A 17,986-nucleotide genomic window follows, 5' to 3' on the forward strand; every position below is an offset into this window, starting at 1 on the left:
GTCGACTTCCCCGCCCCCGGCGGCGAGTCGACGACAACCCCCCGATGCAATCCCGACGTCAAGTCTGCAAGCACCGCAGGCAGTACATCGCTCACGACCAGTCCTCCGCCGCGTCCTCGTCGTCCGGCACGTACTCCACCGGCGGCCCGCCGTGCGTCCACGGCGTCTCCTCCCGCGACGGGAAGGCCGCCGGCGCCTGGTACGACTCCGTCAGCGTCGTGTACGTCAACCGCTCCCCCACCTCGGGCACGCTCCCCGGCGGCGTGGTCAGCCCTCGCCCCATCCCGCCCGACAGCTCAAGCACCACGTCAGGCCCGGACACCGAAACAAACGAACCCGTCTGGGACGGCCGAGCCGGCGACACCACCGACGCTCCCGGCCCCAACAGCACAGGATCCTCAGACCGCACAGTCACATGCGGCCGCAGCACCCTCCGCTTACCGCTGTCGTCGATCCGGTCAGGCGAGGAAGCAATCACAGTGCCAGCAAAGGCTTCCCCGGACAGCCGGTACTCCGCCAACAGCAACGGGTCGTCGTACGCCCGCTGCGCGTCATACAGCGCCTGCGCCCGCTCTAGCCGCGCCAGGCGTTGCGCCGCCGCGACCGCCACATCCCGCTTGGCCTGCGGATACCCGCCCTCGGCGACGTACGACGCGAACCCGGTGAACGCGTCCCGGTCCGCGGTCCAGCGCTGTTCCACCCGAGCCCCCGGCGGCAGCCCCCGCAGCAGCGAGACCCCGCGCCACATCAGCTCCCACGTCGGCATCAACTGCGACCGCAGCGCAGACTCCAACATGGATAGTGAGCCGGCCTCGATCGCCGGCGCCAGCACCTCGTTGTCGAACGTCGGGTCCGTCGCCGGCCCGGCCGGCGGCCACGTCAGCGGATCTTCCGCCTCCAGTGCCGCCTCAGCGCCAGACATACCGGAAGGCGGGTCGATCCAGCCGACCAGCGCCGCCAGGTTGGCGTCCTCGACGGCACTCTGCCCCGTCGCCCAGTGCATGCTGAGCGCGCCGGTCATGCTCACAAGCAAGGACGAGCCAGGGTACTCGGAACGCTCCGCGAAGAAGGTCAGCCACCGCCCGAGCAACGGCACCGAGGCGTCGACCGCGTACTCCCCCTCGGTACGCCGGAAGCGCGTCGACCGCCCGAACAGCCGCACGAACCCGACGCCACCACCGTTCGGTACCAGAATCTGCGGCGCGTCGACGTACCGTTCCCGTGGCTCGGTGTTCCGACCGGCCGGCACGGTCTCCGTCTCTCCGCAGAAACTGTCCACATACGACAGCAGGATGGCAGCCAGCTTTGCGGCGAACTCGAACCGTTGATCCCGGTTACGCGGCTGCGGCACGAAAAGCAACTGCGGCGCGTCAGGCGACGATCCGACCAGCGCCGCCAGCGGTGCGTTCGCCTCCCCCGCGAGCGCCAACGGCACAAACACCAACGGTCGTGAAGACAGATGCACATGTCGAACGGTCGCGATCGGCTGGGCGACCCCGGACGATACCGCCGACACCCTTGCGAGGGCCGTCAGCGCGCTCACGACAGGCACTCCGAGCGCAGCTTGGCCGCGAACCGCAGCATCTCAGCCGCCTCTATCTCGTCTTCCGCCGGAGGAACAGCCCCCGAGGCCAGGGACAGCGCATGAGACACCGACGAAACCCCGCCCAGCTCCTCGCGTACCGACTTCCCCAGAGCGGCCGTCGACCCGCGCGCCTCGTGCCGGCAGAAGAACGCCAGCTCGCAGTTGGCCAGGCACTCCGGCGAGTACCGGGCGTCGATCTGCCCCATGCCGTCGACCAGCTCGGCGACCGGTCGCTGCGGCACGCCGGCGTCATCGACCTGCAGGTCAAAGGTCAACGATGGCGACAGCCCGTCGACGATGGCGTCGATCCGCCCCATCCGGGCCAGCTGCCGTTCCAGTACCGAAAGCTTCTTCCGCACGTCGACCAGCGTCGCGACCGGGCGGTTGGAGAAGTTCTCCGGGCACACCAGCACCACGTCGTGCGAAACGAGACCGGGGTCGTAGCCGGCCTCGGCAAGGAGCCGGCGCATCGCGAGCACGTACACCGCGGACTGGGTCGCGGCCGCGGACACCTTCGTACCGTCAGCTTTTCCATCAATCACAGCGAACGACTTGATTTCGACGACGTAGAACTTCCCGCCGAACTGCAGCGCGATCAGGTCGGGCTCGAGGTAGACCCACCGGCCGCCGACCTCCAGCCGCAGCAGCGGGTGGTCGAACAGCGTCCCGGCGTCCTCGTCGCCGTCAGCGGCGCGGGTCAGCAACTCCCGCGACCGGTCAGCTCGGGCGTCCAGCTGGTTGACCGACTCCAGGTCGTCGTACGCCGCGGCCCCGATCGGCAGCGCCAGCACCTCGCGCAGCAGGCGGAGCAGCTCGGCACACCCATTGGCCTTCAGCTGCGCCTCAAAGACGTTGCCCCGTGTGATGGCGAACTGCGACTGGCCGAACCGCGCCGGGAACCCCACGTGCGACGCGAGCCGCTCCTTGTCGATGCCGGCCGCGTCCATCACCGCCCGCCGCGAGCATCCCGGGTTCGTGGTGAGCGCGGCGATCGTACGCGCGTTGTGGCTTTTCGGCGCGGCAGCGCCGCGCAGGCACTCAAGGTTAGTCATTACTCACAAACCCCCGTTGACCTGGGAAACTGCCCGCATTCGGCTGCCGAACAACTGCGCCGCGTCGTCAAGTTTGGTACGGGCTCGCTCGGCGGCCGCTTCGCGGTGCGACCGGTCGGCGTCTTCGTGGACCGCGAGCTCGGCTCGGGCCGCCCGCGCCACCACCTCGGGCTGCACCTCGGCGAAGCCGGGAGCGGCGGCGCCGGGGATGTTCTCGGCGAACCGCCAGAGCAGCTTTGTCGCCGCGGGAGCCCGCTCCACCTGCTCGGCGATGCGGATCGCCGCGGTGAGGAAGTCGACGCGGGCACTGAGCGGCCCGACGATGCGGCGGCTCAGCGGCCAGGTCGAGACCGCTAGCAGCCCGCGCGCCGGCGCGAGCAGGTCGGCGGTCAGGGCGGAGCAGAGATAGTACGGGCGCTGCCGTGGCGCCGAGCGGAACGACCGCTCCTCGTCCCGGCGGAGGCTGGTGAGCCGCGCGCCGACGATCTCCCCGGCGAAGAACGCTTCGTGTACGGCGATGACGAGCTTCGGCGCGGCCGGGGCGCCGAGCAGGGTCAGCGCGTTGTGTACCTGGTCACGGAGCGGGACCAGTGGCGCGTCCGGCATCTTTTCAACGAGCCCGTCCAGCGCGGCGTCCCACTCCCGCTCGGCCCGCCGCAGCTCGGCGCGCAGGACCCTGGCCTGGGCCCGGTCGCCGGCCAGGACGGTCTGCCGCACGGCCGTACGCAGCTCGTCGATGCGGCGCTCAAGCGTCTCTACCGGGGTGGGCACCGGCAGACACTACGAGTTCCAGTGTTTTCCAGCAATCACCAGTTCAGATGATGGCCACCACCCGCAGGGCTACATACAGTGACACTGCCGCTCAATTAGGGTGCCTCAATTAGCTTCCGCAAGGGATATTCAGCGCAATCGCAAGATCCCGACATGGCTTCGCAGGAGGAGGGGTCTTGTCACGGGCGACAGAGACACTCGCGGAGCGGGAAGTGCTCTGGCAACCGCGCCTTCGAGCGGTGTCGCTCGTCTGCGAGCTCGACATCCCCGAAAACGAGGTACGGACAACCCTGTGGCACCTGGGCGAGCTGTACGCCAAGGTGTACGAGCGGGAACGGCACCTCCGGTTACTCAACCGGCTCTCCGCCTGCGTCGTGGTCGGGTTGGCGGGGATCGGCGCCGTCGAGTATCAACAGGGGGCGTTCTGGCCCGCTGTCAGCGACCAGATGGACATGCAGCTCAACAACGACGACAAGAAGCTGCTTGGGGAGGCGTTCCGACACGGGCTGGACCGGTTTGGGCTGGCGCGCTTCACGAACTTCAGCAGGATCAATGTCGACGAGATCCTCATGCACTCCGGGATCCCCCTGTTCTGCCTCGGCGACTTCCTGAACGCCCTCCTGCGTCAGCAGGCATTGGACCCGGACGTACTGACCCCCGAAGAGTTCATGGAATGGGCGACCGGCCCCGGCCGGGAGTCTCGGCTCCACGCCCTCGACAAGCCGGTTCAGCGCCTACTCTGGCACGGCGGCGTCTATGTCGAAGACCTGGTCGACCGCTGTCTGGAGCTGGTCGACCGGCTGCGGGAGCCGGCGTTCGTCAACGACGGTCTGCAGCTGCCGGACAGCCTGGTGGCAAAGGCGCTCGACCTCGCCAAGTCGGGGTTGCTCAACCTCTCGTCGGCCCGGGAGACGGGTGCGGGGCTGGGGACCCGCCCCCGTCTTCTCCTGGAGCCGTACGGGCGGGGCCTGATGGCCTGGCTGCCCCCGATCCCGGACGCGCCCCTCGGCCAGGTGGAGTGGGACCTCGTCATCGGAGGGCAACCGCAGACGGTTCGGAGCCGCTCGGTTCTCCCGGCGGCGAGGGACACCGCACCGGCCGTCAGCGTGCCGCTCCCCCGGCCGGTCCGGGAAGTCGAGGTGGACCTGCGCGAATTCGACCTCAGCCTCGCGCTTCCGGTGGTCGACGCCGAGGACCCGCTCATGGTCTTCACGGACGAGGGCCGGCGGATCCCGGCGTCGGCCAGTTTGCCGCCGACCTCGGTGTGGCTGATGCACCCGCGAGGCGAGGATAGCGACGGCCCGGACCCGGTCGAGTTCAGTGGCTCACCCGTCCACGAGGACGAGCCCGCAGCTCCGTACGGATGGGCCGGCTGGCGGTTGCGACGGGTCAATCTCGCCGACGTGGCCCGGATCCGGCTCCGGGACAAGCCATGGCGAAACGTCGAAGGCGGTCGCCGCCCGCAGCTGGACTTGACGTCCCCGGTTCGGCACGTACGCAGCCGCCTAGACTCGCCGGTGTGGACCGAGGCGCCGAATCTGATTCTCCCGGCTGACCCGGGCACCACGACGGGCTGGACGATCCGCATCCGCCGGCCGGGCTCACCGCAGGCGCTGTCCGTCCAGGACATCGAGGTGTCCGAGGATACCCGGATCGATCCGTGGCAGGGCGTGAAGCGCCCGCTTGTCGGCGCGTACGAAATCGCCGTCCGAGGACCGCTCGGCCGGGGTATCTCGCAGCGGTTCGAGTTCGCGGAGGGCTTCGCCGCGTCGTGGACGCCGGAGTGGCGCGAGCTGGGTTACGGCGGGCTTCAGGCGTGCAGCGTCGGCGCCACCGCCGCAGACCCGGAGCTGCACCTCAACCCGGCGGTCGTGCGACTGGCGCCCGAGCAGGCCAGCGCCGACTTCATCGTCGCCGCCCACGGCGAGGAGTACGCGCTCCGGGTGACCCCGCCCCATCTTGCGGTGCAGCACGGCGGCACGGGCGCCAGAGCTGAGTGGGCGCTACGCCCGCTCCGCCTCGACACCGAGGCCGTCGGCGAGGGCCACCTGATGGTGTTGCTGCCGGGCAACGTCCGGGCCGACTTGGTCGTCTTCAACGGCGCGGAGCAGGCGCAGCGGATTCCCGCGAGCGGCGCGTCGAGGCCCGGAACGGCCAGATTCGAACTGGCCCGCGTTGCTGAGACGGTACAGGCGCTCGGCACCGCGGAACTCAAGGTCGACCTACACGGCCTGCTGTTTCCTGTGGCGAAGTGCGTTCCGCGCAGCCTCGCCAAGGGGGTGCGGATCGACGACAGCGGCTGCCTCGTGGTGGCGGGCGCAACCGCGGCCGAAGGCTTGACGGCCGGGATCTACCGGGGCCTCGCGCCATGGCAGGAGCCGTACGTGACGGCCGTACATGGCGACCTGCGCAGCTCGCCGTTGCCGGACTCCGTCACGGCGGCGGGAGACCTCGTCGTACACCTGCGGATCGATGATCCGTGGGTGCCACAGGACTGGCCGCGGTGGCCCGAGCCCACCAACACCTTCCTGATCCGAGACCGGCCGTGGCGAGCCACCGACGGCGGTGACAGCGATGAGGTGGCGCTGTCGCGGTACCTCGCCGGTGCCGGTCCCCTGCCGATGTCGTCCGGCGCCACCAGGCTGGCGTTCAACCTGTACGACCGCGCCGACGACCTCAAGGCTCTCGGTGCGCACGGAGACCTGCGTGCCGTTGCCGCGAAGCTCATCACGGCGGAGCCCACCACCGCTTTGCAATCCATATTGGAGGGACGGCCGGCGCCGGCCACCACTGTGGCACCCCTCATCCACGCAGGGTTTGCGGCGCTCCCGCCGCGGCGCTACCTGACCGACGATGACGAGGTCTCGCTGTGGGTTATCAATCCCCTGGCCGCGGTTCTTGCCTCCGCGCATCAGCTCGATGACATCATCGTCCGGTCGCCGCTGCACGAGCGGCTCCTCACGGTCTGCGGTGCGGAGCTCTTCGATCTGCTGCTGATCGGCGACCCGGATCCCCACGCCCGCATAGGTAGCTTCGACGCCAGCGCCGAGCTGCTCGCCCAGATGGACTCCGACAGCCTGGACGCGTTATGGGCCGCGACTCCGGTCGTACCCGGTGCTCTTCTCGACTGCGACGAGCGGATATCCGCCGCCCGTGAACTCTTCGACGCCCGTCTCCGGCCCGGAATTGTCAGTCTCGCGGCGGCGACCGAGCGGCACCTGCGGTTACTCGTACCGGTTATTGAGAACGCCGGAGGCGCCGAGCTCGCCCAGGCGGTCCGGGCCAGAGACCAGGGTCCCGGCTGGCGCTCGCTGCCCGCGCTGTCGATCGCGCTGTGCCTGGCATCGCGGCTCGCGGCCCGCGGATACGAGCACCTGGCGACCCTCATGCCACAGCTGACCGAAGCCCACGCGCGACTCGCGCGCCACTCGCCGCAGCTCACCACCATCGACGTCGTACTCGCCGAACTCCTCGTGACGGGATCTCAACTATGACCAAGCTGGATCCGATCGCGACGACGGAAGCCGTCGTCGACGCGTACCAGCGTTACCTGCACACCCTGCTCGAGCCGCGCGACCCCGCCCTAGCTGGGGCCTTGGAGGCCGCCATCGCCGGGGCGATCCGCGAAGGCATCACCAAGGGTCCGATCCTGGAGGCGACCCCGCCGTACGCGCAGGGCAGGTCGGCCCGGGAGCTGATCAACGAGGAGGTGCTCCACCCGGAGTTCGCGAGCCTGGTCGGAGGAATCCCGCTCGACCGGACGCTGTACGTCCACCAGGAGAAGGCCCTCCGTAAGGCGACCCAGGGGCGCAACCTTGTGGTGGCGACCGGCACCGGATCCGGCAAGACCGAGAGCTTCCTGCTCCCGATCCTCAACCACCTCGTGGCCGAACGAGCGGCGGGCACCCTCAAGCCAGGGGTGCGCGCGCTGCTGCTGTACCCGATGAACGCCCTGGCGAACGACCAGATGAAGCGGCTGAGGGTACTGCTGCGGGATTCGCCTGACATCACGTTCGGCCGCTACACCGGCGACACGAAGCAGACAGCGCGCGAGGCCGCCAGCGTCTTCGAGCTCCAGAACCCTGGAGAACCCCGGGTCAGCAACGAGCTGCTCAGCCGGGACGAAATGCGCGCGAACCCGCCGCATATCCTGCTAACCAACTACGCGATGCTGGAGTACCTACTCCTACGCCCGCTGGACATGCACCTGTTCGAAGGCGACCACGCCGGCAACTGGCGGTTCATCGTCGTGGATGAGGCGCACGTGTACGACGGCGCCCGCGGCGCGGAGCTCGCGATGCTGCTGCGCCGCCTGCGCGATCGCGTGGCTCGCGGCAGCACCATCCAGTGCATCGCGACGAGCGCCACCGTCGGCGGCGACCCTGCCTCTGCCGCACAGTTCGCGTCGTCGTTGTTCAACGTCCCTTTCGAGTACGACGTAGCCGACGACTCCCACCAGGACGTGGTCAGTGCCACCAGAGTGGACCACCCGCGGGGCCGGGAATGGGGCCCGTTGCCGGCCAGCGCCTACCCACGGCTGCTCGACGCCGACGATCCCGGATCCGAGATTCTAGCCCAGGCAGCCGCCCAGGGTTTCACAAGCACCGACCCCGGCGAAGCGCTCGCCCATGAGCAGCGGGTCATGCGGCTACGCAGCCTCCTCGCCGGTGGGCCGGTACCGCTGCCCGAGGTCGCGCAGGCGCTGATGCTCGGCGACGAGCACGCCGTACCGCACACGGCCGCCCTCGTCGCACTCGCCAACGCCACCGGCGACCGGACCGGGACGCCGGTGCTGTCCGCCCGCTACCACCTTTTCGCCCGGGCGACCGAAGGCGCGTTCAGTTGCCTGGGCGGCAACGGCCCCCACGTCAGCCTGACCCGACGCGAACGCTGCGAGCACTGCGGCGACGCCAGTTTCGAGTTCGGTAGCTGCCGTCGCTGCGGCACGGTCTACCTGTCCGGTGCCCTCGAACGGGTCGGCGCGCAGGCCGTCTTCCGCTCCCGGCGTACCTTCGACGAGCGCCGCGTCTGGTTGGCCCTCGCCGACGTTCTCAGCCCCGGTGCCGACGAGGACGACATCACGCTCGACTCGCTGCGGGCGACCGCCGGCGAAGAGGGCGGGCTATGTGCGCGGTGCGGAACCTTCATCGTCGGACCGGCGGGCATCTGCCCGACGGAGGGCTGCGACGGCGGCGCGATGCGGCCCGTACGTTTCATCAAGGATGGCGCCGACGAGCTCACCTCGTGCCTTACCTGCGGCGGCCAATCCTCGTCACTGGTCCGGCTGTTCCAGACCGGCAACGAGGCAGCCGTCTCTGTACTCGCTACCGCGCTCTACCAGCTGCTGCCGCCGGCGCCCGAGCCCGAGCAGGCCGAACGCCCGGGTGGCGGCCGAAAGCTGCTGCTGTTCAGCGACAGCCGCCAGGCCGCCGCCTACTTCGCGCCATACTTCGACCAGTCCTACGGTCGGCTGCAACGGCGCCGGCTGCTGTACCAGGGCATCCTCAACGGTCTCCGGGTCGACGAGGACGTCCGGCTTCCCGACGTGGTCAGCCATGCCGCCAGAGAGGCCCATCAGTTCGGTGTCTTCGAAGCACGCGACTCCAAGCAGGCACGGGAAAGGAAGGTGGCGCTCTGGGCGCAGCAGGAGATCGTCGGCCTCGACGAGCGGCTCACCCTTGAAGGCTCGGGGCTCGTCCGGTGGAGCATGTGGCGCGATCCGGCCTGGCAGGCTCCGCCGCCCCTGGTTCAGCTCGGCTTCTCTCAGGACGAGGCGTGGAACCTGCTCAACGAACTTGTCCGGACCGTCCGAACCCAGGGCGCGGTCGCCCCGCTTGAGGGTGTGGACCCCCGCGACGAGGCGTTCGACCCACGACGCGGGCCCATCTACATCCGCGGCACTGGCGCGGAGGCCAAGCGGAAGGTACTCAGCTGGAGCCCCACGCGCGGCATCAACCGGCGTCTCAACTACCTGACCCGGCTGCTGCAGCGGCTCGGGTCCACGGCCGATCCGTCCCAGCTCCTCGACGGCACTTGGCGGTTCCTGACTCAGGGACCGGCGAAGATATGGTTCCGCCCGACGACAGAAGCCAATCTCGGCGTGGTCTTCCAGCTGGAGTCGGAGCTGCTCACCTGCGAGTCGGCCGACGAGGTCCCGGTGTGGCAGTGCACGGTCTGCCGGAAGCTGGTTCCATTCAGCGTGCGCGACGTCTGCCCCACGATGAACTGCACCGGTGCCCTTGTGCCGTGGTCGCTGCCGGACAGGACATCCGATACCGACCACTACCGGGCGATCTACCGCTCGATGAAACCGATTCCCCTCGCCGTGCGGGAACACACCGCGCAGTGGACCGGTGAGAAGGCGGCCGAGATCCAGCAGCAGTTCGTCCGGGGTGAGGTCAACGCGCTGTCATGTTCGACGACGTTCGAACTCGGCGTCGACGTTGGCGAGCTCCAGGCCGTCGTACTCAGGAACGTCCCGCCGACCACGGCCAACTACGTGCAGCGCGCTGGCCGCGCCGGCCGTCGCACCGACTCCGCCGCCCTCGTGGCCACTTACGCGCAGCGCAGATCGCACGACCTGTCGCGGTTCGCCGAGCCTCGCCAGATGATCGCGGGCCAGGTCCGCGCGCCGTACATTCCAGCCGGCAACGTCCGGATCGACCGCCGGCACGCGCACTCGGTGGCCCTCGCCGCGTTCTTCCGCCACCAGTACCGCACCTTCGGAACGGAGTGGCGCCAGGTCGGTGCATTCTTCCTGCCGTCGGACGGCGACCCCGCGCCGGTCACCGCGATCGCCGAATACCTGCGGCCGGTACCCGACGCCGTGACCGAGTCCCTCGTCAACGTTCTCCCGCCGGCCGTCCAGCAGGAGATCGGCCTCGACTCCGGTGCCTGGGTGGATCATCTCGTGGAGCTGCTCGACACCGTCCGCCTCGAGGTGGAGCACGACTACAAGATCTACGCCGACAAACTCGACGAGGCCGCGGCTGCGCGGAAGTTCAACCAGGCGTCGATGTTCGAACGGCTGATCAACACCATCACCCGTCGTGACCTGCTGGGTTTCCTCGGCAATCGCAACGTCCTACCCAAGTACGGATTTCCGGTTGACACGGTCGAGCTGAAGCTTTCGTATGCGGACCCCGAGGAAGCCAGCAAGCTCGAGCTCTCCCGCAACCTGACCACCGCGATCTACGAGTACGCTCCCGGCGCCGAAATCGTCGCCGGAGGCCGCCTGTGGCGGTCAGGCGGCATCTACCGCCTGCCGGAACGCGAACCCGAGCGCCGGTACTACGCGCCGTGCACCAGCTGCAACTACTACCGTGAGAGCTTTGACCGACTCGACGACCCGTGCCCGTCATGCGGTACGGCGCCCACCGGGAGCGCGCGCCGCTACACGGTTCCGCTGTTCGGCTTTGTCGCCAGCAGAGAGCAGTCGCGTCAACCCGGCGGCCGGCCGCCGAAGCGCTCGTGGCACGGCGATACCTACGTCGTATCGCGCGGCGCGGAGGTCAAGGAGATCGTCCAGGGGCTGCCGGGTGGAAGGGTCAGCGCGCGCAGCGGCACCCGAGGCGAACTCGTCGCGGTCAGCGACGGCCCGGGCGGCAAGGGCTTTCTGATCTGCAACTGGTGCGGCTACGGCCAGCCGCAGATCGAACGCCCGCCGCGCAGCCATGACAACCCCGTCAACGGCAAGGCGTGCGGCGGCAGGCTTGAGAACCTGTCACTTGCCCACAAGTACCAGACGGACGTGCTTGAGCTCGCGATCGAAGGTACCGCTGTTCTCGGCCTCGATACCCAGGTCTGGCTGTCGGTGCTGTACGCGCTCGTCCAAGGCGCCAGCGAAGAGCTCGAGATCTCCCGCGACGACATCGACGGCACCGTCTTCATTACGGACGCCGGCCGGACGGCACTGATGCTCTTCGACACCGTCCCAGGCGGAGCGGGACACGTTCGTAAGATCGCCGAGAATCTGCCAGAGGTCCTCGCACGCGCGTTCAACACGGTCGCGGACTGCGAATGCGGTCCCGAGACCAGCTGCTACCGGTGCCTGCGGGTATTCCGTAACGAGAAGTACCACGAGCGGCTCCGCCGAGGCGCCGCCGCCGACGTTCTGGGACGGCTGATCGGGAAGCAGACAACAGCCACTAGCGGCATACGCCGGCTGAGCATGGACCAGCTGGTCCATGCCGATCAGCTGACGACGCGATTCCTGGTCAACGAGGCGCCCGGCGAGGTGTTCGAGCCCGTTGCCAACAGCCACCTCGACCTTTACGAGGGCCGGATAGTCGCCGCGTCCTGCGATGGCTCCATCGGGGTAGGACGGCTCTGGCTGCGATACGACGAGGCCGGCATCGCCGAAGCGGGCATCCATCCGATGTGCGGAAGCTCCCTCCAGGGCCCGCCCGATACCATCCGAGTCACGGCGGTTGCCATATGAATGAGCGTGCGGTACTGGACCGGCTGGCGTCACTGCGCCAGAACCAGTACCAGGGCCGGCGCGCGCCACACAAACCGCCGCTCGTCCTGCTGGCGCTTGGTCGCCTCGCCAACAAGGGGTCGAGCGAGCTGTCCTGGTCGGAGGCTGAATCACAGCTTGCCAAGTTGATTGCCGAGTTCGGTCCGGAGTCGAAGACGGGAGGGGCGCAGAGCGCCGCGTACCCGTTCACCCGCCGGCGAAGCGACGGTGTCTGGACCCTGAGCCGGGACGTACCGATGGACCTGGTGCGCCCGCTAGCCGCCGATGACGTCGTGGGCCGGCTCGAAGTATCGCTGGAGACGGCGCTACACCGGGATCCGCAACTACTCCGGTCGGCCGCCCGCGCCCTGGTGGACAGCCATTTCCCGGCTACGGTCGCACCGGACGTACTCGTCGCGGTCGGCCTGGATCCCGACGACGTCCTGCAGGTCGAGGTCCAGCCCACCACCGCCCCGCGGCGCCGTGACCCGGCCTGGCGGGCCGCCGTCCTTCAGGCCTGGGACCGCCAGTGCGCCTTCTGCGGCTACGACGGGCAGCTGGGGTTCGCGTCGGTCGGCGTGGAAGCCGCCCACATCCGCTGGTTCGCCTTCGACGGTCCCGACAGCCTGGACAACGGGCTGGCGCTGTGCGTGCTGCACCACAAGCTGTTCGACCTGGGCGCGCTGGGACTCGACTCCTCGCTACGCATCAACGTGTCCACCGTGTTCACGGCACGGACGAGAGCCGGGCGGGCACTTTACGACCTGCACGGCCAGGAGCTGAAGCCGCGGCCAGGTAAGGCTGTGCCTGCTGACGGACATGTCTCCTGGCATCGGCGCGAGGTTTTCAAGGGCAAGCCGCTGGCCGCTTGAAGGGAGAGGCTATCCCCGGTGGCCCTGTTCTGGGATTGAGCTCTTGGTAGGACCGGTGCTCGCGTTCCTGGGCCGTTTGATACCGATCAGGACGTCCTTGCCAAGGTGTTCCTTGATGAGGTGCACCAGGCGATTGCCGTCAACAAGTTCGATCCGACCGTGGTCCCGTGCCTTCTGCCACCCGCCTGAGGTGAACCACGATGTCGTGACGAGGATGCCGTGGCCGGCCTTCTTCTCCTCCATCGCGCCGGCGAGCTCACGGATGTGGCTGACTCCCACAACGTCCTTGTAGCGCTTGGCCTGCACGATCGTCAGCCCACCGACGAAGGGCGTCGGGTTGAACACCACCCCGTCCACTCCGTCGTCCTTGCTCGGCACGGTGGTCCAGCCTTGCATGCCCATTGCCTCGAAGATCTGGCGCACGAGATGTTCGAATTCGGTTGCGCTCATCGCCATCAGGTCGGGCCGGGAGTCGAGCGTCGCGACCGCATCCATCCCTTCCACGAACGAGTACTTGGTGCGGTCGAAGTCCAGGATCGGGGTAATCGCTTCCAACGCGTACGGATGCTGGGATACCAGGGCATTGAGGTGGCGCAGGCACACCTCCGGCCGCACCTGATCGAGTACCAGCCGTTCGAACGCCTCACGATCGACGCTCAAGCTAATCAAGCATGGGTATACGCGCTGGCCGGTAGCCGGGTCAGTGGTGTCTACATGCCCGTTGAACGCGACCTCCTGCAGCGCCGGGTCTGCGTCGAAGAGATCCCGTACAACGAGAAGAGCTACCTGGGCGACGAGCGAGCGATAGAGGTCACCAGCCTCCTTTGACGGGCGAGGCACGGCCTTGATCTCATCGCGGGACTGGACGTAGGTGTAGCCGCGAACGGTAGGAACGACATCCCGGCCGGGCAGTTGTAGCCGCACCACGGCCTGCTCGGCCTGTGGACTGAAGACGACTTCTGATTGATGTGGAAAATCCGGCGGCATCGGCACCCGCCGCAACACGTGCTGTAGGTAGCCCTCGACTGCCGCCTTATCCCGAGACTGAAGTCCCTTCGCCATGCGATCGACGCGCTCGTTGTGCTCGTCTGTCTCGCGCTGCTTCTTGGCCAGGATCGCCTCGTTGTGACGCCTGTGTTCGGCCAATTGTTCAAGGCGACACTGTTCGGCCTGCTCCCAGTCACGCCGGGCATGCTCGAACTGGTCCCGCGCCTGGCCCAGCCGCTGCTCGTACCGCGCTTGCCCACCGAGCAGGGCCCCGAGGGCGCCAGGTCGGGCCGGCTCGAACTCTTCCCAGTTCGGTGCCGGTATTGGCGAACCTAACGGGCCTGGAGAGAATGGCGGCTGCTTCGGAGCTCGCTTGAGCGAACCGAAATCGATCCGTGCCGGTCGTCGCAGACCCGCCTGAAGGACGCTCTCAAGTTCTCGCACCCGATTATGGAGCTGCCTGGTGCGCTCCTCTGTTTCAGCCTCGCGGCTGGCCAGGTACTCCGCGCGCTGCTGCCGCTGCGCCGCTTTGAGTGCTGCCGCCTCGGCTCGCTGCTGTCGTAACGCCTCGCGCGCCTGCGCTTGCTGCCAGCGCTGCCAATCGCCAGCGCTTGGCGACCGTCGCGCCATATCGCTCCCCCCATTCGTCCGCGGTTGCGCTCTGCATGGTCACCCCGGCCGGAGTGGTCTCAGGCTACCGACGACCACGGTGGCAGTCGAAACCGAAAGTGACGAGGACACGACGAAGCGCAACCGATCCAGGAGTCTCGACCAATAGCGATCGCCCACTGAAGCAGCCGTGCCGGTCGGCTACTGGCGGGTACGGTGAAGTGCTATCCGCCCCCAGAGATCGGCATGTGGGTGACTCATGGTGTTCTGCTCACGCGCCACTGTCAGCGCTAGCGCCAGCCTCAGGCCGAGGCTGGGACGTAGGCCCCGACGTCCTCGGCCTGAGCCGCTCGGCGAACTCGTCCGGCGTGGTCACGAACCACAGCTGCCGACCACGGTTCGTCTCGAAGACGAAATCCCGCAGCGCGGTACTGCTGGCCACATGGTGGGAGATGTCGCCGACGATCGTGAGGCACAGTCGGTAGTTCACGAACTTTTGGGCGATCTCCCCCGCGAGGCCGGTGCGGAGCAGGAAGAAGTCCTCCGCGACCCGCTCCACCGGTACCGACACCCACTGCGCACCGGCGTACATCGCCTCACCGATCAGGTCGAGGGCAGCGGCCTCATCGGCGAGCTTCGGCCCCTCGGCAGCGCAGACCAGGACAGGCATGCCGTGCAGTTCCATGACGATGTCGGGCATGACCAGCGAGCGTATCGGCGGCCGCAGGAATCGTCCGCCCGTTTTCTCGCCCCAGCCGGACTGAATCGTCGGCGGATTACCTAAACTATTCCGTTGGCGGAACCATTTACGTAATGATTCCGCCAACGGTATAGTTTTGGCAAAGAGGGGGTGGGCCATGAGCGAACTGTCCGTCGCGGACGCGGCGCAACGTCTACAGGTATCGCCCCGCCGTGTCCGCGCGCTCCTCGAAGGGGGCCACCTAAACGGCCGGCAGATCGCGGGGCGCTGGTTGGTGTCACTGAACGATGTCGAGCGCCGACAGAACGCCGCCCCCGCCGCCGGCCGGCCGCTCTCGCCCGCGTCCGCCTGGCATGTGCTTGCAGTGCTCGCTGGCATCGATGACGCACTCGCGACCCTGCCCCCTCCGACAAGGTCTCGGGCCCGAGCACGCGCCCGAGAGCTGCGGCATCTTGAGCACGCCGAAGCGGTGAGGCAGTGGCGGTCGGCGCTCCGCAACCGTGCTCGGCAATACCTGTTCTATGCACACCCGAGCGTCCTACACGAATTCCTCAACCAGTCGAAGGTCATCCCCAGCGGAATCAGCGCCGCCCACGAACACGGTGCCGACCTGATGGTGCTGGGCGGCGCGGAGGGCTACGTGCGCGCTCAGGATTTGCCGCATCTCCAAGAGCGATACGCCCTCAACCCAGACGCCGGAGCAGACTCGAACGTGCGCCTCCACGTCGTGGATGGCGTCGGTGACTGGCTATTCAAGCACCGCCCTGCTCCCGCCGCCGTTGTCGCCGCGGACCTCATCGAACACGATGAGCCTCGCGACCAATCCGCGGGAGCACAGCTGGCGGCTCAGCTATGACCGCCGGCTCTCCCGCCATCGTGATGCCACCTCTGAGCAAGCCGCTCACCTTCCTGTGGCATCTGCTCTTCGACCTCTCTGAGGCGATGCCGGACAGTTGGTGTCTCATCGGTGGGCAGATGGTGGCGCTGCACGGTCTCGAACACGGTCGCACTGATGCCCGGCCCAGCGCCGACGGCGATGTTCTGGTCGACATCCGCGCTCAACCGACTGCGCTGCGCCGGGTGACGGACTTCCTCACCAATCGGTCGTTCCGTCCCGACCCGAGCCCGCAGGGACTCGTGCATCGATTCATGCTCGGCCTTGACTCGAGCAGGATCGTCGTCGACGTCCTGGCTCCCGACAACGTCGGGGCTCGCGCGGATCTCACGACCAGCCCTCCGGGGAGGACCCTGCAGGTTCCCGGTGGCTCACAGGCGCTCCGCCGAACCGAATACGTGACGGTACAGGTCGAGGACCGGACCGGGCGGATCCCCCGACCGAGCTTGCTCGCCGCGATACTGGGCAAGGCAGCCGCCCTGACGTTGCCGGGAGACGCGCGACGTCACCTGCACGATCTGGCATTCCTGCTTGCCCTGATGCCGGACCCGATGGCCGCTCGCGGTGAGTTGACCCGCACCGAACGGAACAAGTTACGGTCGTGCCCCCTGGCAGATCGCAGCCACCACGGTTGGGCAGCGCTGCCCGCGAAGGACGCCAACGCGGGCCACGCGGCCCTGCTCCTGTTAGGCGCTCACCCGGCCAACTGATAGCGCGCAAGATTATGCGCCGCCCGCCCGGATCAGCCAGCGAGAGCAGGAGCGCGTAGCCTGCCCAGGTACATGATCCGAAAGGACTCACCGTGTTCCTGCTGATCGTCACCTACACCGCACCGCAGGCCGAGGTCGAGGCGGTCCTCGCCACCCACCTCGCGTGGGTCGCCGACCACTACGACGACGGCACGTTCCTGGTCTCCGGCCGCCAGAACCCGCGCACCGGTGGCTTCATCATCGCCAAGGGCGACGACCGCGCTGCGATCGAGCGCATGGTCGCCACCGACCCGTTCGTCACCGAGGGCGTGGCCACCTACACGGTGCTTCAGGTAGAGCCGACCAGGGCCGCCGCCGAGTGGCGGACCGCCCTGGCCGACGCGGGAGTTCAGCTACCGAACTGACGGCGCCAGCGCCTCCAACTGCGGCAGCGCCGCGTCGATGTCCGGCCCGAGCGGCTGCAGCAGCACGTGGTCGGCCCCGGCGTCGAGGTGCTCGCGTACGCGGGCCGCGATCGTGTCCACGTCTCCCCACGCCACGATCGCGTCGACGAGCCGGTCGCTGCCCGCGCCCTCCAGGTCGGCGTCGGTGAAGCCGAGCTGCTTGAGGTTGTTCACGTAGTTGGGCAGGCGAAGGTAGAACTGCGTGTGTTCACGCGCGACAGCGCGCGCCTGCGAAGCGTCGGTACCGACGAACACGGCCTGTTCGGGGATGAGCAGCCGGTCGGGGCCGAGCGCTTCGCGGGCCTGCTTGGTGTGCTGCGGCGGCACGAAGTAGGTGTGGGCGCCGTCGGCGCGGTCGCGGGCCAGCTCCAGCATCCGGGGGCGCAGCGCGGCCAGTACCCGTGGCGGTGCGATCCGGTTCGGCGCGAGCGGCTGGTCCATGCCGTCGAGGTAATGGCGCATCCGCGCCAGCGGCTTCTCATAGACCTGGCCGGTCCGTTCGATGGCGGGTCCGTGGCTGACGCCGATGCCGAGCACGGTCCGCCCCGGCCAGGCCGCTTCCAGCGACGCCGCGGCGATCTGCATGGCCGCGGGGTGCCGCCCCCAGAGGTTGGCGATGCCGGATCCGGTGGCGAGCCGCGACGTGGCGGACAGCCATACGGCCTGGTCGACGAAGATGTCGTTGGCGCCGACGCCCTCCCCCGACCAGAGCGATCCGTACCCCAGCTCCTCGACGCGGCGCGCATAGGCGCGCTGGGCGTCCGGGGTCGCCATCCGCAGCACCGCCTGCCAGACTCCGACGGATCCGAGTCTGTCCCTGGTCACGGTCACGATGTCAGATGCGGGCATCACACACCTCCGGCGATCGACTGAAGGTCCTTGATGGACATCAACCACGGGTCGC

At 68.4% G+C, this 17,986-nt stretch carries 12 protein-coding genes; 6 read left to right on the forward strand and 6 right to left on the reverse strand.

Translation table 11 applies throughout. The features are described 5' to 3' along the window. Positions 1-91: 91 nt before the first annotated feature. Genes HC028_RS21200 through HC028_RS21210 form a run of 3 tightly spaced genes read right to left on the reverse strand, consistent with a single transcriptional unit; the run spans position 92 to position 3,408 of the window. Complete coding sequence (locus HC028_RS21200; protein ID WP_168079134.1) at positions 92-1,543, reverse strand: hypothetical protein; 1,452 nt, start codon at positions 1,541-1,543, stop codon at positions 92-94. Further along, positions 1,540-2,637 carry a hypothetical protein gene (locus HC028_RS21205; RefSeq protein ID WP_168079135.1) on the reverse strand — a complete coding sequence of 366 codons (1,098 nt, stop codon included), beginning with the start codon at positions 2,635-2,637 and terminating at the stop codon, positions 1,540-1,542. The genes HC028_RS21200 and HC028_RS21205 overlap by 4 nt, the downstream gene beginning before the upstream one ends. A gap of 3 nt (positions 2,638-2,640) precedes the next feature. Then, positions 2,641-3,408 carry a hypothetical protein gene (locus HC028_RS21210; protein WP_168079136.1) on the reverse strand — a complete coding sequence of 256 codons (768 nt, stop codon included), beginning with the start codon at positions 3,406-3,408 and terminating at the stop codon, positions 2,641-2,643. A 176-nt stretch (positions 3,409-3,584) separates the two neighbouring features. Here HC028_RS21210 and HC028_RS21215 point away from each other — a divergent pair, with 176 nt between their 5' ends. Genes HC028_RS21215 through HC028_RS21225 form a run of 3 tightly spaced genes read left to right on the forward strand, consistent with a single transcriptional unit; the run spans position 3,585 to position 12,738 of the window. Next, the gene (locus HC028_RS21215; RefSeq protein ID WP_168079137.1) at positions 3,585-6,902 is read left to right on the forward strand and encodes a hypothetical protein; all 3,318 of its coding nucleotides are present in this window, start codon (positions 3,585-3,587) and stop codon (positions 6,900-6,902) included. Continuing rightward, positions 6,899-11,848, forward strand: a complete 4,950-nt coding sequence (locus HC028_RS21220; RefSeq protein WP_168079138.1) for a DEAD/DEAH box helicase — start codon at positions 6,899-6,901, stop codon at positions 11,846-11,848. Before HC028_RS21215 ends, HC028_RS21220 begins: the two co-directional genes overlap by 4 nt. Further along, positions 11,845-12,738 carry a phosphorothioated DNA-binding restriction endonuclease gene (locus tag HC028_RS21225; protein WP_168079139.1) on the forward strand — a complete coding sequence of 298 codons (894 nt, stop codon included), beginning with the start codon at positions 11,845-11,847 and terminating at the stop codon, positions 12,736-12,738. Before HC028_RS21220 ends, HC028_RS21225 begins: the two co-directional genes overlap by 4 nt. 9 nt (positions 12,739-12,747) lie before the next feature. Here the strand turns inward: HC028_RS21225 and HC028_RS21230 are convergent, their stop codons facing one another. Both HC028_RS21230 and HC028_RS21235 read right to left on the reverse strand, forming a co-directional pair. Then, entirely contained in the window at positions 12,748-14,355 is a 1,608-nt protein-coding gene (locus tag HC028_RS21230) for a restriction endonuclease (RefSeq protein WP_168079140.1), read from the reverse strand. 250 nt (positions 14,356-14,605) lie between these two features. Further along, positions 14,606-15,034 (reverse strand): DUF4180 domain-containing protein, encoded by a 429-nt coding sequence (locus HC028_RS21235; RefSeq protein ID WP_168079141.1) that lies wholly within the window; start codon positions 15,032-15,034, stop codon positions 14,606-14,608. Between the two features lie 157 nt (positions 15,035-15,191). On the opposite strand from HC028_RS21235, the gene HC028_RS21240 reads away from it, so the two are divergent. The 3 genes from HC028_RS21240 to HC028_RS21250 all read left to right on the forward strand — a co-directional run bounded on the left by HC028_RS21240 (position 15,192) and on the right by HC028_RS21250 (position 17,043). Beyond that, on the forward strand, positions 15,192-15,890 hold the full coding sequence (locus HC028_RS21240; protein ID WP_168079142.1) for a helix-turn-helix domain-containing protein: 699 nt from the start codon (positions 15,192-15,194) through the stop codon (positions 15,888-15,890). A gap of 20 nt (positions 15,891-15,910) precedes the next feature. Beyond that, positions 15,911-16,639: a hypothetical protein gene (locus HC028_RS21245; RefSeq protein WP_168079143.1), complete on the forward strand. Its 729-nt coding sequence runs from the start codon at positions 15,911-15,913 to the stop codon at positions 16,637-16,639. A 92-nt stretch (positions 16,640-16,731) separates the two neighbouring features. Further along, the gene (locus HC028_RS21250) at positions 16,732-17,043 is read left to right on the forward strand and encodes a YciI family protein (RefSeq protein ID WP_168079144.1); all 312 of its coding nucleotides are present in this window, start codon (positions 16,732-16,734) and stop codon (positions 17,041-17,043) included. On the opposite strand, the gene HC028_RS21255 is transcribed toward HC028_RS21250, so the two are convergent. Continuing rightward, positions 17,032-17,931 carry an LLM class F420-dependent oxidoreductase gene (locus HC028_RS21255; protein WP_168079145.1) on the reverse strand — a complete coding sequence of 300 codons (900 nt, stop codon included), beginning with the start codon at positions 17,929-17,931 and terminating at the stop codon, positions 17,032-17,034. The genes HC028_RS21250 and HC028_RS21255 overlap by 12 nt on opposite strands. Positions 17,932-17,986 lie beyond the last annotated feature (55 nt).

Source organism: Planosporangium flavigriseum (assembly GCF_011947225.1).
GTDB lineage: Bacteria > Actinomycetota > Actinomycetes > Mycobacteriales > Micromonosporaceae > Planosporangium > Planosporangium flavigriseum.

What these genes read in the sequence shown, in the direction of transcription:
- HC028_RS21205 (WP_168079135.1), bottom strand. Translation starts at nt 2,637, where the DNA reads ATGACTAACCTTGAGTGCCTGCGCGGCGCTGCCGCGCCGAAAAGCCAC.
- HC028_RS21220 (WP_168079138.1), top strand. Translation starts at nt 6,899, where the DNA reads ATGACCAAGCTGGATCCGATCGCGACGACGGAAGCCGTCGTCGACGCG.
- HC028_RS21225 (WP_168079139.1), top strand. Translation starts at nt 11,845, where the DNA reads ATGAATGAGCGTGCGGTACTGGACCGGCTGGCGTCACTGCGCCAGAAC.
- HC028_RS21230 (WP_168079140.1), bottom strand. Translation starts at nt 14,355, where the DNA reads ATGGCGCGACGGTCGCCAAGCGCTGGCGATTGGCAGCGCTGGCAGCAA.
- HC028_RS21235 (WP_168079141.1), bottom strand. Translation starts at nt 15,034, where the DNA reads ATGCCCGACATCGTCATGGAACTGCACGGCATGCCTGTCCTGGTCTGC.
- HC028_RS21240 (WP_168079142.1), top strand. Translation starts at nt 15,192, where the DNA reads ATGAGCGAACTGTCCGTCGCGGACGCGGCGCAACGTCTACAGGTATCG.
- HC028_RS21255 (WP_168079145.1), bottom strand. Translation starts at nt 17,931, where the DNA reads ATGCCCGCATCTGACATCGTGACCGTGACCAGGGACAGACTCGGATCC.